General features: G+C 59.2%; 10 protein-coding genes and 1 pseudogene. 8 read left to right on the forward strand and 3 right to left on the reverse strand.

Going from position 1 to position 13429, the window contains the following annotated elements; translation table 11 throughout:
* Window positions 1-9 precede the first annotated feature (9 nt).
* Window positions 10-1016: pseudogene (locus tag AC0V6K_RS07340) on the forward strand (threonine aldolase family protein).
* 6 nt (window positions 1017-1022) lie between these two features.
* Window positions 1023-1943 carry a DMT family transporter gene (locus AC0V6K_RS07345; RefSeq protein ID WP_472620853.1) on the forward strand — a complete coding sequence of 307 codons (921 nt, stop codon included), beginning with the start codon at window positions 1023-1025 and terminating at the stop codon, window positions 1941-1943.
* Here AC0V6K_RS07345 and AC0V6K_RS07350 read toward each other — a convergent pair.
* Together AC0V6K_RS07350 and AC0V6K_RS07355 are read right to left on the reverse strand one after the other, a co-directional pair.
* Window positions 1926-2723: a Rossmann-fold NAD(P)-binding domain-containing protein gene (locus AC0V6K_RS07350; RefSeq protein WP_472620855.1), complete on the reverse strand. Its 798-nt coding sequence runs from the start codon at window positions 2721-2723 to the stop codon at window positions 1926-1928. The two genes, AC0V6K_RS07345 and AC0V6K_RS07350, sit on opposite strands and share 18 nt — an antisense overlap.
* On the reverse strand, window positions 2720-4012 hold the full coding sequence (locus tag AC0V6K_RS07355; protein WP_472620857.1) for a M48 family metallopeptidase: 1293 nt from the start codon (window positions 4010-4012) through the stop codon (window positions 2720-2722). Before AC0V6K_RS07355 ends, AC0V6K_RS07350 begins: the two co-directional genes overlap by 4 nt.
* A gap of 114 nt (window positions 4013-4126) precedes the next feature.
* On the opposite strand from AC0V6K_RS07355, the gene pepN reads away from it, so the two are divergent.
* From pepN to AC0V6K_RS07385, 6 genes are all read left to right on the forward strand, one after another.
* Window positions 4127-6763, forward strand: a complete 2637-nt coding sequence (gene pepN / locus AC0V6K_RS07360; RefSeq protein WP_472620859.1) for an aminopeptidase N — start codon at window positions 4127-4129, stop codon at window positions 6761-6763.
* On the forward strand, window positions 6756-7526 hold the full coding sequence (pgeF, locus tag AC0V6K_RS07365) for a peptidoglycan editing factor PgeF (RefSeq protein WP_472620861.1): 771 nt from the start codon (window positions 6756-6758) through the stop codon (window positions 7524-7526). The genes pepN and pgeF overlap by 8 nt, the downstream gene beginning before the upstream one ends.
* Before the next feature lie 197 nt (window positions 7527-7723).
* Entirely contained in the window at window positions 7724-8293 is a 570-nt protein-coding gene (petA, locus tag AC0V6K_RS07370) for a ubiquinol-cytochrome c reductase iron-sulfur subunit (protein WP_472620863.1), read from the forward strand.
* 55 nt (window positions 8294-8348) lie between these two features.
* Window positions 8349-9710 (forward strand): cytochrome b, encoded by a 1362-nt coding sequence (locus AC0V6K_RS07375; RefSeq protein ID WP_472620865.1) that lies wholly within the window; start codon window positions 8349-8351, stop codon window positions 9708-9710.
* Window positions 9711-9750: 40 nt separating this feature from the next.
* On the forward strand, window positions 9751-10623 hold the full coding sequence (locus tag AC0V6K_RS07380; protein WP_472620867.1) for a cytochrome c1: 873 nt from the start codon (window positions 9751-9753) through the stop codon (window positions 10621-10623).
* 154 nt (window positions 10624-10777) lie between these two features.
* Window positions 10778-12655 carry a cation:proton antiporter gene (locus tag AC0V6K_RS07385; RefSeq protein ID WP_472620869.1) on the forward strand — a complete coding sequence of 626 codons (1878 nt, stop codon included), beginning with the start codon at window positions 10778-10780 and terminating at the stop codon, window positions 12653-12655.
* Window positions 12656-12667: 12 nt separating this feature from the next.
* On the opposite strand, the gene AC0V6K_RS07390 is transcribed toward AC0V6K_RS07385, so the two are convergent.
* Window positions 12668-13423 carry a 3'(2'),5'-bisphosphate nucleotidase CysQ gene (locus tag AC0V6K_RS07390; RefSeq protein WP_472620871.1) on the reverse strand — a complete coding sequence of 252 codons (756 nt, stop codon included), beginning with the start codon at window positions 13421-13423 and terminating at the stop codon, window positions 12668-12670.
* Window positions 13424-13429 lie beyond the last annotated feature (6 nt).

Below are 13429 nucleotides of genomic sequence, written 5' to 3' on the forward strand. Positions count from 1 at the left end.
CGTTGGGTGATGACTATGCCGAAACCGTTTCTTTCCGATAACGCCGCGCCGGTGCATCCCGCCGTTTGGGACGCGATGCGCAAGGCTGATAGCGCCGACAATCCGTATGATGGTGATGCGTTGTCGGCGGAGTTGGACGAACGCTTCTCTGACCTGTTTGGGCGCGATTGTGCGGCGATGTGGGTGGCGACCGGAACATCGGCAAACTGCCTCGCGCTCGCCACGATGTGCCAGCCGCATGGCGGCGTGGTGTGCCACGAGGAAGCGCATATCGAGGTGGACGAGGGGGAGCGCCAGGCTTTTATCTGCATGGAGCCAAGCTCATGCTGTGTCAGGGTGAGGGGGCCAAACTCACGCCTCAGGGCATCGCCGCGTTGATCGATCCGATCCGCGATGATGTGCATCAGGTTCAGCCGCACGCCATCGCGATCACGCAGGCGAGCGAATATGGCCGGACCTACACACCCCATGAATTGTCGGCGCTAAGCGCCTTTGCGAATGGACGCGGATTGGGGCTGCACATGGACGGCGCGCGGTTTGCCAATGCGGCCGCGTTTCTGGGCGGTGATGCAGCGGCCGCCTCAGGCGGCGTCGACAGCCTTGCGTTCGGATTTATCAAGAATGGCGGGATGAGTGCAGAGGCCGTGGTGCTTTTCGATCCCGCGCAGGCCGATATGGTCAAGTATCGCCGTAAGCGTGCGGGGCACTTGCAATGCAAGGGTCGTTATCTTGCGGCGCAGATTCTCGCGATGCTTGATGGCGATGTGTGGCTATCGAACGCCCGCCACGCCAACGCTGCAGCGCAGGAGATTGCGGCGGGTTGTGGTGATCGGCTGATGCATCCGGTTGAGGCGAACGAGCTGTTTGTCCGCCTGACCGAAGGCGAACGCGAGGCTCTGCGTGCGCAAGACTTCGCATTCTATGACTGGGGCGAAGATGCAGCGCGCTTCGTCACAGCGTGGGATACGCGTGCCGAGGATGCCACCGCGCTCGGCAAGGCGATTGCCGCGCTTTAGGCTGCGATGACCAGCGAAGCTCCCTCGATGCTCCATTGGCGAGTGATCCTCCCCTTTGTGCTGACCGGCACGATCTGGGGCTCGACGTGGTTTGTCATCACCGGACAGATCGACGGTGTACCGGCGGCGTGGTCAGTGTTTTACCGCTTCGCCTTGGCAACACCTGCGCTGTTCTTGGTGGCGTTTCTGATGAAGCGGCGGCTGAAGCTCACCGCGCCAGAACACCGGCTGGCGATACTTGTCGGCCTGTTCCAGTTCAGCGGCAATTTCCTATTCGTCTATCACGCCGAGCTCTACGTCACGTCCGGTATCGTCGCGATGATGTTCGGATTGCTGATGGTGCCCAATGCCCTACTTGCGCGGTTCTTTATCGGCGAGAAGACGCAGGGCGGGTTCTGGATTGGCAGCGCCGTTGCCATTGTCGGCGTGTCGCTGCTGCTGCTGCACGAATGGCGTGCAAACCCCAATGCAGGGGTGGTCGGTGGCAATGTCGGGCTGGGGATCATCCTCGCGATGTTCGGCATTCTCGCCGCATCGGTTGCGAATGTCATTCAGGCAAACCCGACCGGGCGCGGTGTGCCGATGGTGAGCCTGCTGGCGTGGGCGATGCTGTATGGCACCATATTTGACCTTGGCTTTGCCTTTTTCACCGCAGGTCCCCCGCCGCTACCAACCAGCGCGAATTACTGGGGCGGGATCGTCTACCTCGCGCTGATCGGATCGGTCATCACCTTCCCTTTGCATTACAATCTGGTGCGCGAGATCGGCGCTGGCCGCACGGCGTACAATTCTATCCTGACGATCAGCGTGGCGATGCTGGTCTCTACCCTGTTCGAGGATTATCGTTGGACCACCCTCACCGCGAGCGGGATGGTGCTGGCGGTGATTGGGATGGTGCTAGCGCTGCGATCAAAGCAGCGCCGCTAGGCCCTCTACATAGGTCGGGTATTGCGGCTCCCAGCCCAGCACCCTCTTTGCCTTGCCGTTCGCGACGCGGCGGTTCTCCATGTAAAACCCGCGCGCCATGTCCGAGAGGTTGGCTTCTTCGAGCGTTTCCATCGGCGGAGATTCCATTCCGAGCAGCTGTGAGGCGTGTTCGGTCACGGCATTGCCGCTCGCAGGTAGGTCGTCGCCGAGATTGTATGCCCCTTCAGGCGCATCGCTAGTCAGCGCGGCGACCACGCCGCTGGCAATATCATCAACATGGACGCGACTGAAGACTTGCCTTGGCAGATCAATCCGACGGGCTTTGCCTTCGCGCACGCGGTCCAATGCGCTGCGACCTGGCCCGTATATTCCGGGCAATCGAAACACCCGAGCGCCCAGCTTGACCCAAAGCGCATCGGCCTCGGCCCGCGCATTGCGGCGGCCTGCTCCGGTCTCGGCGATGGTAGGCGTGCTCTCATCCACCCAGGCGCCTTGCTGGTCGCCATATACGCCGGTTGATGAGAGGTACCCGTACCATGCCGGACTGAAATCGCGCCCATAGGTGTCGAGCACCGGATCAAGCTCAGCCTTGCGATCGGGCGGGACCGAGGACAGCACGTGGCTGGCCCGCTTCAGCGCCGCCAGAACAGCCTCACGGTCGTTGAAATCGACATTCCCTGCGCTTCCGGTTGCCTCAACCGACCACCCGCGCTCTTCCATCGCCTCAGCGATGCGTTTGGCGGTGTAGCCGAGGCCGAAGATCAGGAGATGGCCGCTCATTTGTCGAGATAGCCTTCGGGTGGCGTTTCAATCTTCGGATTTTCGACATTGTCGGCCTTCCATTGCATCGAGCGTCGGACCCGGTTCTCGCCTGATGGATGGGTGTAGAAGATGAACTCTTCGAGCCAGCCCGCTTCGAGCTTGCGATATTCGGATAGGCGCATCGCAGCGCGGGCAAAACCGTCCGGCTCCTGCGCCACATCCAGTCCGAACGCGTCGGCTTCGTTCTCTTGAAGTCGAGTGATGTTGTTGAAGGCAGGTGTGGCCAGCATGAAGAACACGGATAGCACGATGCCGAGCACAGGCAGCGACGCCGGGTCGGCAAGATCGCGCACGCCCCAGCGCTCTCCATATTTCGCGATCAGCCAAGGGGCCACGCGGCTCGCAACAAACAGCCCAAGACCGATGATAGCCAGCATCATCAAGGCACGCTTGTATCCATGGCCGAGGACATAATGGCCCAGCTCATGCCCCATCACAGCGACGATCTCTTCCTCGCTTGTACGCTCAAGCAGGTTGTCATTGAGCGATATGCGGATCGTCGGGCCAATACCCGAAACATTTGCCGAAACGCGCTTGTGCTGTTTCGATTGGTCGAAGACGTAGATGTTCTCTGCCGGGACGTCGTTTGCCTGCGCCATGGCGACGATCCGGTCGCGCAAGGGGCCGTCTTCCATTTCGGTGTATGTGTTGAAAAGCGGCGTGATGAAGACAGGAGCAATCAAAAGCCCGATGAAGAGGAAGATACCGACGACTCCTGTTCCCCACAGCCACCAGCCTTTGGGCGACTTACGGATGACCAGATAGATGAGGGCAATGAGGGGCGGCGCGACGACTAGACTGATTGCAAGACCGATGAGACTTTCGCTGAACCAGGCGCCAAAACTGGAATCGAGCAAGTCATACTGCTTTTCGCGGAAGAAACCGGTGTAGACCGACCACGGCAGCGAAATGACCCAGCCGACGACCGAATAAAGCAAGGCGGTCAACCAAACGATGGCGAAAGGGCGCTTGAACCAGCGCTCTGCCAAATCGCGAAACGCGGCAGACATGCGGAAGCGCAGAAACAGCCAATCGACCAGCACCGCGACAATCGTCCCGGTCAGGATTAGCCAATAGCCGCCCTCAAAATAAGCGTCCGATTTCTCGCGCGCAGGCCCTTGCAGCGTATCAAGATACGCTCTTGTCGCAGCTTCGACCTCAAAGCCGGATGCCGCGCTGGCTAGAAGTTCAAACACCATAATCCCGTTGCCCTCCCATGGAGCGACTGTTGGTGGAATTGCGAGCACGCGAAGTCAATCGCGCTGAACCTGCCGATCTTTGAAAGCACGATCTGCGCCGATCAGTGATTGGGAGCGGCAATTCTCTGGACGCGGAGGCGAATCCATCTAAATCGGTGGCCCATGGATATCGCACACAACCCCATCGCACCAGAAGACGCTCCCGCAACACCGGCCGAACCGCCGGTTATCCGGCGCGAGGATTATAAGCCCTTTCCTTGGCTCGTGCCGACGACGCAGCTCGATTTTGCCTTGGGTCTGGATAAGACGCGCATCACAGCAGTCTTGTCTGTCGAGAGAAATGCCGCTGCCGAGCCAGACTCTACCATTCGTCTGAACGGCGATGGGATCTCTGCCGAAAGCGTAAAGGTCGACGGAGAGCCAGTCGACAACTGGACGATGGATGGGCCCGACATGGTTCTGCCGTTGCCAGGCGATAAGCATAAGGTCGAGATCGTTACGGAGATCGATCCAAGTGCCAACACCCAGCTGATGGGCCTTTACGCGTCAAACGGCATGTTGTGCACGCAGTGCGAGGCGGAAGGGTTTCGCCGCATCACATTCTTCCCGGATCGTCCGGACGTTCTTTCGACCTATCGGGTCCTGATAGAAGGCGACAAAGCGCTCTTTCCGATCCTGCTGTGCAACGGGAACAAGGTCGACGAAGGCGAACGCAGCAATGGAGCACACTATGCCGAGTGGCATGATCCATGGCCCAAGCCATCCTATCTGTTTGCACTGGTCGCCGGTGACTTGGTCGCCAACTCGAAACCCTTCACCACACGCTCAGGCCGAGAGGTTGAGTGCAATGTGTGGGTCCGCGCAGAAGACCTAGAACGCACCGACCACGCCGTGGAATCGCTCCATCGTTCCATGAAATGGGATGAAGATGTGTTCGGGCGCGAGTACGATCTCGACCTCTACAACATCGTTGCTGTCAGCGATTTCAATATGGGCGCGATGGAGAACAAGGGTCTCAACGTCTTCAACACGAAATACGTTCTGGCCGATCCCGACACCGCGACCGATGCCGATTTCGATGCGGTCGAGGGTGTGATTGCGCACGAATACTTCCACAATTGGTCTGGCAACCGCGTCACCTGCCGCGACTGGTTCCAGTTGAGCCTGAAAGAAGGCTTCACCGTTCTGCGCGACCAGATGTTTAGTCAGGATATGCGCGGCGAAGCGGTCAAGCGGATCGAAGATGTGCGTATCCTTCGTGCCGCACAGTTCCCGGAAGATGCTGGACCGCTTGCCCACCCGATCCGGCCGGACAGCTTCCGCGAGATCAGCAACTTCTACACCGCGACCGTCTACAACAAGGGCGCCGAAGTCATCCGAATGATGCGCTCGATGGCGGGCGTCGAAGCCTTCCGCAAAGGCACCGACCTCTATTTCGACCGCCACGATGGCGAAGCAGCGACCTGCGAGGACTTCATCACAGCGATTGAAGATGGCGCGGGGCTGGACCTAGAACAGTTCCGTCTTTGGTATCGTCAGGCGGGCACGCCAACCATTACTGCAAAGCACGAAGTGGCGGGTGACGTGCTCAAACTGCACGTAACCCAAAGCGTGCCGGTAACGCCGGGCCAGCCAGAAAAGCAGCCGATGCCCATACCGCTTCGCGTTGCGGTGCATTCGATGGCGGATGATGCGCTGGGCGCTGAGCAACTTATCGTATTGAACGAAGCAGAGCAGACAATCGACCTGCCTCTCGCAGGCGCTGATCCGGTGGTCTCTATCAACCGCGGCTACACCGCGCCGGTGACTATCGAGCGCGAAATGGATGCGGCGGAATTGGTCTTCCTCGCTGCGCGCGATGATGATCCATTTGCGCGGTATGAGGCGATGCAGGAATTGGCGGTTGGCCATCTCGTCGCGGCAGCGCGCGGGCAAGCGAGCGCTGAGGATGAGGCGGCGATTGTCGAGGCCTTCCGCGCGATCCTGACCGATGAAGCGCTTGAAGATTCTATGCGCGGTGAGCTGTTGATGCTGCCGAGCGAGGGTTACCTGTTCGAGGTGATGGCATCGGGTGACAGCAAAGCCGATCCTGGCGCGATCCACGCAGCGCGTGAAGGACTGAAGTCCGCCATCGGCAACGCACTCGCCAGCGAATTCGATGCACTGCATGCGCGCGCCGCTCAGGTCGCGCTTAACGATCCGGCAGGGGTCGGTGCGCGTAAGGTCAAGACGCAGGCGCTGGTCTACACCGCCGCCGCAAATCCTGAGAAAGCAGCAAGACTCGCCGCTGAGCAGTTTGACGCCGCCGGCAATATGACAGACCGCCAAGGTGCGTTGATGGTGCTGTGCAGCCTAGAAGCGCCGGAGCGCGAAGAGCGGCTCAAGGCGTTCTATGACCGGTATCAAGGCAACGATCTGGTGATCGACAAGTGGTTCACGCTGCAAGCGCTCTCGCTCCACCCCGATGTCATTGCACAGGTCGAGGTGCTGGCGGAGCACTCCGATTTCACCATGAAGAACCCCAACCGCGTGCGGTCTCTCTACATGGCGTTTGCGGGCAATCCGCAAGGGTTCCACGCAGCGGACGGTACGGGCTACAAGATGATTGCAGATGTGATCCTCGCGCTTGATCCGATCAATCCGCAGACTGCCGCGCGGTTTGTGCCGGCACTAGGCCGCTGGCGTCGGATTGAGCCCGTTCGCGCCGGGTTGATGAAAGGCGAGCTTGAGCGGATCAAAGCCGCTGGCAACCTGTCGCGCGATACTTTCGAGCAGGTGACGCGCAGTCTGGATGGCTGATATCGCGCCCTTTGCTATCGAGCGATCAAGCGTTCTCGACGTGCCACACGGTTTTTTCGGCCATGGAGGGCCAGAGCATCCCCGCACGCATCAGTTTGGCTACGGCGGACCGGGGGATGAGGCGGCGGTTCGGGATGTGCGTGCAGCGGCTGCCGGCGCTCTTGTCAAGGGCGCGGCCATCGTCATGCCGCATCAAACCCATTCGAGCGACGTGATTAAAGTGACCGGGCCATGGCCTGATGAACCGACGGGCCGTCCGCCCTGCGATGCCTTGGTGACCAATCTTTCCGGTATCGCCATTGGCATAGTCACCGCCGATTGCGCGCCGGTGTTGTTCGCCGACCGCGATGCGGGAGTGATCGGCGCGGCGCATGCTGGGTGGCGCGGTGCGTATGGCGGCGTTCTTGAAAACACTCTGGCCGCGATGGAAGAGCTGGGTGCATCGCGTGAAAAAATCTGTGCGGCCATCGGCCCCGCCATTGCGCAGGCCAGTTATGAGGTCGACGAACCATTCCGCGCCAACTTCACTGCAGCAGATGAGAAGCACTTTGCCGTCGCTCCCGAACGTGATGGAGCGGCGCGTTGGCTGTTTGACCTGCCCGGCTACATTTCTGAAAAGTTGAATTTTTGCGGGCTTGCGCGAACGGAATCGCTTGGTCGGGATACTTTCTCACACCCGGAGCGTTACTACTCCTACAGAATGGCCTCGCAACGGGGTGAACCCAACTACGGTCGGCTGATCAGTTTGATTGCCAAACCCTGATCGTCCGACGGGATTTGCACCAAAGCGAACGGTCAATGAGCAAAACACGGTTGGATTCGAGATTTATTAAAGCTAAGGGCGCCCGCAAGCTGTCTCGACATTAGGGTTTGTCAGCCTGTCAGTCAGTAAGGGATGAAATCAACACAATGCCGCTGCGGTGCGTAACCGGCGCGGCTATACGAGCAGGGTAAAGTACCATGGCTTCCACTGGAGCTGATGCAACGACCACCAACGAAGTCGAGGGTGAAGGCGTACGCCGCCGCGACTGGATCAACATTGCTGCTGTAAGCACCGCCGGTGTCGGCGCTGTCGGCGTCGTTTTCCCGCTGGTTAGCCAGATGGCTCCATCGGCAGACGTTCTGGCAGCAAGCACCACCGACGTTGACGTTTCAGGCATCGCCGCAGGTCAAACAGTCAAGGCGACCTTCCGCGGTCAGCCACTGTTTGTGAAGCGCCTGACGGCCGAAGAAATCGCAGAAGCCAAAGCAGATGACGCCGCTGATATGCGCGATCCGCAAACGCTGGCTGAGCGCACCTCCGAAGGCAATGAAGACGTGCTGGTCACGCTCGGTGTTTGCACCCACCTCGGTTGTGTGCCTCTGGGTGCAGCTGAAGGTGAGAACAAAGGCGAGTATGGCGGTTATTTCTGCCCGTGCCACGGTTCGCACTACGATGTGGCTGGCCGTATCCGCAAAGGTCCGGCACCGACCAACCTCACCGTACCTGAATTTGAATTCGCTTCCGAGTCAGTCATCCGCGTCGGCTAAGTCCGCGTATCTGATCTGAACCCTTTGTTTCGACACTGAAACCTGAGAGAACGCTATGAGTTTCGCCTGGGCAAAACAGTATGAGCCAAGCAACGGCTTTACCAAGTGGCTGGATGACCGTCTGCCGTTTCCGCGGATGGTCTACAACGCCATCGGCGCTGGCTATCCGGTTCCGCGCAACCTGAACTATATGTGGAACTTCGGCGTGCTCGCCGGTTTCTTCCTGGTTGTTCAGATCATCACCGGTGTTGTTCTGGCTATGCACTACGCGGCCGACACCTCGGTGGCTTTTGCCTCAACCGAACACATCATGCGCAATGTGAATTACGGTTGGTTGCTGCGTTACGCGCACGCGAACGGCGCAAGCTTCTTCTTCATTGTCATCTATCTGCACATTTTCCGCGGGCTCTATTACTCGTCGTATAAGGCTCCGCGCGAGATGATCTGGCTGCTTGGTGTGGTCATCTTCCTGCTCATGATGGCAACCGCATTCATGGGCTACGTTCTGCCTTGGGGTCAGATGAGCTTCTGGGGTGCCAAGGTTATCACTGGCCTGTTTGGCGCGATCCCGGGCATTGGTGAGACGTTGCAAGTGTGGCTGGTCGGCGGTTATGCGCCGAACAACGCAACGCTCAGCCGCTTCTTCTCGCTCCACTTCCTTCTGCCGTTCGTGATCGCCGGTGTGGTTATCCTCCACATCTGGTCGCTGCACATTCCGGGTTCTTCGAACCCGACCGGCGTGGAAGTGAAGAAGGAAAGCGACACTGTTCCGTTCCACCCGTATTATACGGCGAAGGACGGCTGGTTCCTTGGCCTCGTGCTGATCATCTTCTCGCTGTTCGTCTTCTTCCTGCCAAACGCGCTGGGTCACCCAGATAACTACATCGAAGCACAACCGCTCTCGACGCCGGCTCACATCGTTCCCGAATGGTACTTCCTGCCGTTCTACGCGATCCTGCGCGCTTTCACTGGTGACCTGACCATTCCGTTCACCGGCATCGTGCTTCTTGAAGCCAAGCTGCTGGGTGTGATCGCGATGTTCGGTTCGATCCTGGTGTGGTTCTTCCTTCCATGGCTCGACAAGTCACCGGTACGCTCGGGCAGCTATCGTCCGATGTTCAAGAAGTTCTTCTGGTTCGGTCTGATCCCGACCATGATCATCCTGACCATCTGTGGCGGTGCTCCGGCTGAAGAGCCGTGGGTTGTCCTGAGCCAAGTCGCAACGGCCTACTACTTCCTTCACTTCCTCGTGATCCTGCCGATCGTGAGCCAGATTGAAGTGCCCAAGCCGCTGCCGTTCTCGATCACCGAAGCGGTGCTCGGCAAGGACGATGACACTGGCTCAATGCCGGGCAAGGCATCCACCGACACTCCCGATGGCGAACTGCCTGACGGTTCGCTGCAACCGGCTGAGTAAGCCAGCGCTTCACTGATCCGATAAAAAGAAAGACTCGGTCATGACTATTCGTCTTGGAGGCATCATCATCGGTTTGGCGATCACGGGCGTTCTCGTCCTTTGGTCGCTGCTTCCCGGTGCCGTCAACTTCGCGATGCCGCAGAAGTCACCCTACTACGCGTTCCACGAAGAGAAGATCGAGCCCGCCGGTGGCTGGTCGTTCGATGGACCGCTTGGCAAGTGGGACACTGCGCAGCTTCAGCGTGGCTATCAGGTGTACAGCCAGGTCTGTTCTGCCTGCCACAGCATGAAGTACGTCGATTTCCGCAACCTCGCGGACCTCGGCTATACCGATGCAGAGATCCGCGCAGAAGCAGCTTCGAAGCAGGTTCCGGGCCTCGATCCGGTAACTGGTGAAACGACGACGCGGCCGGGTCTTCCAACGGACTCTTTCCCGAGCCCGTATCCGAACGAAATCGCTGCACGCACAGCCAACAATAACGCCTATCCGCCTGATCTCTCGCTGATCACCAAAGCGCGCCCAGACGGCACGAAGTACCTTTACTCGTTGATGCTCGGCTATGTTGAGCCAGATCCTGAAGATCTGCAGAAGGCCAAAGATCTGGCCGGTGGTGAAGACTGGGAGACCCCGTCGGGCCTCTACTTCAACGAGCACTTCTACAACGCCAATATCGCGATGCCTCCGCAGCTTTATGATGACCTTGTCACCTATGCTGACGGAACGCCTGCGACCAAGGAACAGATGGCCGCTGATATCGCTGCTTTCCTGACCTGGACTGCAGAGCCGAAGATGATCCAGCGCAAGCAGACCGGCTGGTTTGTGATTGGCTTCCTGCTGTTCGCAACGTCACTGGCCTTCCTGTCTTATAAGCAGATCTGGGCAGGCAAGAAGCCAAAGAAGAAAAAGGCCTAAGCCGAACCTTCCAACGATTTCAGGAGCGCCCCGCTATCCGTTATGGGATGGCGGGGCGTTTTTTTGTTGGCCATTGCGCAATTGGGGGTCACACGGGCTATTCGGAACAACTGGCGGGGCTTGGCCATTGACCGTGTGAGGGCAATTTCTCCGTATGGAATCAGAAGCTTTAGTCATCGCAATGATCGGTGTGCTGGGAATCGGCGCGCAGTGGCTCGCATGGCGCACTGGCCTGCCAGCCATCGTGCTGATGCTGGCGGCCGGGTTCCTCGCCGGACCGGTTGCAGGTGAGCTGGGCTTTCGTCTGCTCGATCCTGAAGCGGCCTTTGGTGACCTCCTCGATCCTGCCATCGCGATTGGCGTTGCGCTGATCCTGTTTGAAGGCGGTTTAAGCCTTGATCTTAGAGAGCTGCGCCATTCGGGTAAGGCTGTATGGCGTTTGGCGACAGTCGGCGTCTTAATCGGTTGGGCTTTGGGCGCTCTCGCAGCTAGCCAGATTGCGGGCCTCTCATGGCCGGTGGCAATCCTCTTCGGCGGTATCTTGATTGTGACGGGGCCGACCGTGGTCATCCCGCTCCTGCGGCAGGCCAACGTCCAGACGCGGCCAAATTCGATCCTGAAATGGGAAGGCATCGTCAACGATCCCACGGGCGCCTTGTGTGCCGTGATTGCCTATGAGTATTTCCGCCGCCTCAATGAGACACCTGACGCCACGATCATGCAGGTGGTGCCGCCGCTGATTATCGCAGCCATACTGGCAGGCTTCATCGGTTACGCCGCTGCACGGTTGATCGCCTACCTCTTCCCGCGTGGAGCCATCCCGGAATATCTCAAAGTGCCGGTCTTGTTCACGGCAGTGATCGGGGTTTTTGTGCTCACCAACAAGATTGAACACGAGGCTGGTCTTGTTGCGGTAACGGTTATGGGTGTGACGCTTGCCAACACCGGCTTCAACTCGCTGCGGTCGGTACACCCGTTCAAAGAGAACATCGCGGTTCTGCTGGTCTCCGGTATATTTATCCTGTTGTCAGCCAGCCTGCAGTTTGACGATCTCGCCTATCTCGATCCGCGCGAGGAGAAGGGCATTCGCTTTATGCTCTTCCTCGTCGCGCTGCTCTTCCTGGTGCGTCCTCTGACCGTGCTCATCAGCCTGCTGGGAAGCGATGTTCCGTGGAACGAGCGGGTCTTTATCGCATGGATTGCCCCGCGCGGTATTGTGCTGGTCGCCATTTCTGGCCTGTTTGCCTTAAGGCTTCAGGACATCGGGGAAAGCGACGGGGCAGCGCTGACCGCGCTTAGCTTCGCGGTCGTGGTTGTAACGGTCGTAGCGCATGGCTTCACCGTCAATAGGGCCGCGCAGTGGCTTAAGGTAAAAGTCGATACGCGGCCTGGCGTGTTGATCGTCGGGGCGACGCAATGGACGATTGCGCTTGCCAATGAGCTCAAGGCGTTGAACGCACCCGTGATGATTGTTGATCCAAGCTGGCAAAGGCTGGCTGCGGCGCGGCGCGAAGGGCTGCCGTTCTATCACGGAGAAATCCTCAACGAAGCGACCGAGCACAATCTCGACCTTGCGCCCTACCAAGTGCTTGTCGCGGCGACTGACAACGAGGCTTACAATGCACTCGTCTGCAACGAATTTGCGCACGAAATGGGGCGCGACAATGTCTACCAATTGGGCGAAGACGTGGATGAGGATGACAAGCACGCTCTGCCTCATACGATCCGCGGGCGGGCGCTGTTTGAAAGTGGCTTCGGCGTAACCGATGTGAGCGATCGCCAGCGAGCAGGCTGGATTTTCCGCAAGACCAAGCTATCCGATGCGTTCAAGTTCGAAGACGCGCAGGAGAAGCTTCCTGACAGCGCCAATATGCTCATGCTGGTGCGTCAGGATGGAACGCTTCGCTTCTTCACGCACGCCGCAAGGCCTGAACCGCGCGCGGGTGATGTGATCTTGTCCTTCACACCGCCGCAATTGCGTTCGTCCGAGGAAAAATCGGCGGAAAGCGCTGCGAAACCGCAATCTGCCTAAGCGGCAAACGGCTCAGTCGAGTTCGGCAACCAGCGCAAGAGCACGCTCGGCATATTCGGGCCGGCAGATCAGCAGGTCGGGCAAATAGGTGTCGACCTGGTTGTAGACCATGGGGCTTCCGTCGATCCGTGAGCAGTGCAGACCATGAGCCTTGGCGACCGCGACAGGCGCGCAGCTGTCCCACTCATATTGGCCGCCGGAATGCAGGTAAATCTCGGCTTCGCCGCGCACGACCGCCATGGCCTTTGCGCCCGCGCTGCCCATGCCGACCAGCTCGCCGCTCATGGCTTCGCAAACGGCTTGAGCCTCTTTTGCAGGGCGAGTGCGGCTGACGACAAAGCGAGGCGCTTTGGCAGCTTCGGGCAATGGTGAAGGATCATCGGTGCGTAAAACAACGCCGCCATCGAGACCGGGCAGAGCCACCGCGCCGACAGTAGCAACACCATTGATCGCCAGACCGACATGCACCGCCCAATCGCTGCGAGCCTCGCCATATTCGCGCGTGCCATCGACCGGATCGACGATCCACACACGCTCGATATTGCAGCGTGCGGTGTCGTCCTTCTCTTCTTCGGACAGAAGGCCGTCCTCGGGCCGTGCCGCGCGGATTGCATGGCACAGAAATTCGTTGGCTGTGGCATCGCCAGCCTTACCCAGCGCCTTGCCCTCGAATATGCCGCTTTCGCGCACTTCGATCAGGATGCGTCCGGCCACTTCGGCGAGATGCGCGGCAAGCTGAGCGTCGGTCATATCAGCGGGAATGGTCATTGAGCC

This window comes from Erythrobacter sp. S43 (genome assembly GCF_057364955.1).

What these genes read in the sequence shown, in the direction of transcription:
- AC0V6K_RS07380 (WP_472620867.1), top strand. Translation starts at nt 9,751, where the DNA reads ATGACTATTCGTCTTGGAGGCATCATCATCGGTTTGGCGATCACGGGC.
- pgeF (WP_472620861.1), top strand. Translation starts at nt 6,756, where the DNA reads ATGGCTGATATCGCGCCCTTTGCTATCGAGCGATCAAGCGTTCTCGAC.
- petA (WP_472620863.1), top strand. Translation starts at nt 7,724, where the DNA reads ATGGCTTCCACTGGAGCTGATGCAACGACCACCAACGAAGTCGAGGGT.
- AC0V6K_RS07385 (WP_472620869.1), top strand. Translation starts at nt 10,778, where the DNA reads ATGGAATCAGAAGCTTTAGTCATCGCAATGATCGGTGTGCTGGGAATC.
- AC0V6K_RS07350 (WP_472620855.1), bottom strand. Translation starts at nt 2,723, where the DNA reads ATGAGCGGCCATCTCCTGATCTTCGGCCTCGGCTACACCGCCAAACGC.
- AC0V6K_RS07375 (WP_472620865.1), top strand. Translation starts at nt 8,349, where the DNA reads ATGAGTTTCGCCTGGGCAAAACAGTATGAGCCAAGCAACGGCTTTACC.
- AC0V6K_RS07345 (WP_472620853.1), top strand. Translation starts at nt 1,023, where the DNA reads ATGACCAGCGAAGCTCCCTCGATGCTCCATTGGCGAGTGATCCTCCCC.
- AC0V6K_RS07390 (WP_472620871.1), bottom strand. Translation starts at nt 13,423, where the DNA reads ATGACCATTCCCGCTGATATGACCGACGCTCAGCTTGCCGCGCATCTC.
- pepN (WP_472620859.1), top strand. Translation starts at nt 4,127, where the DNA reads ATGGATATCGCACACAACCCCATCGCACCAGAAGACGCTCCCGCAACA.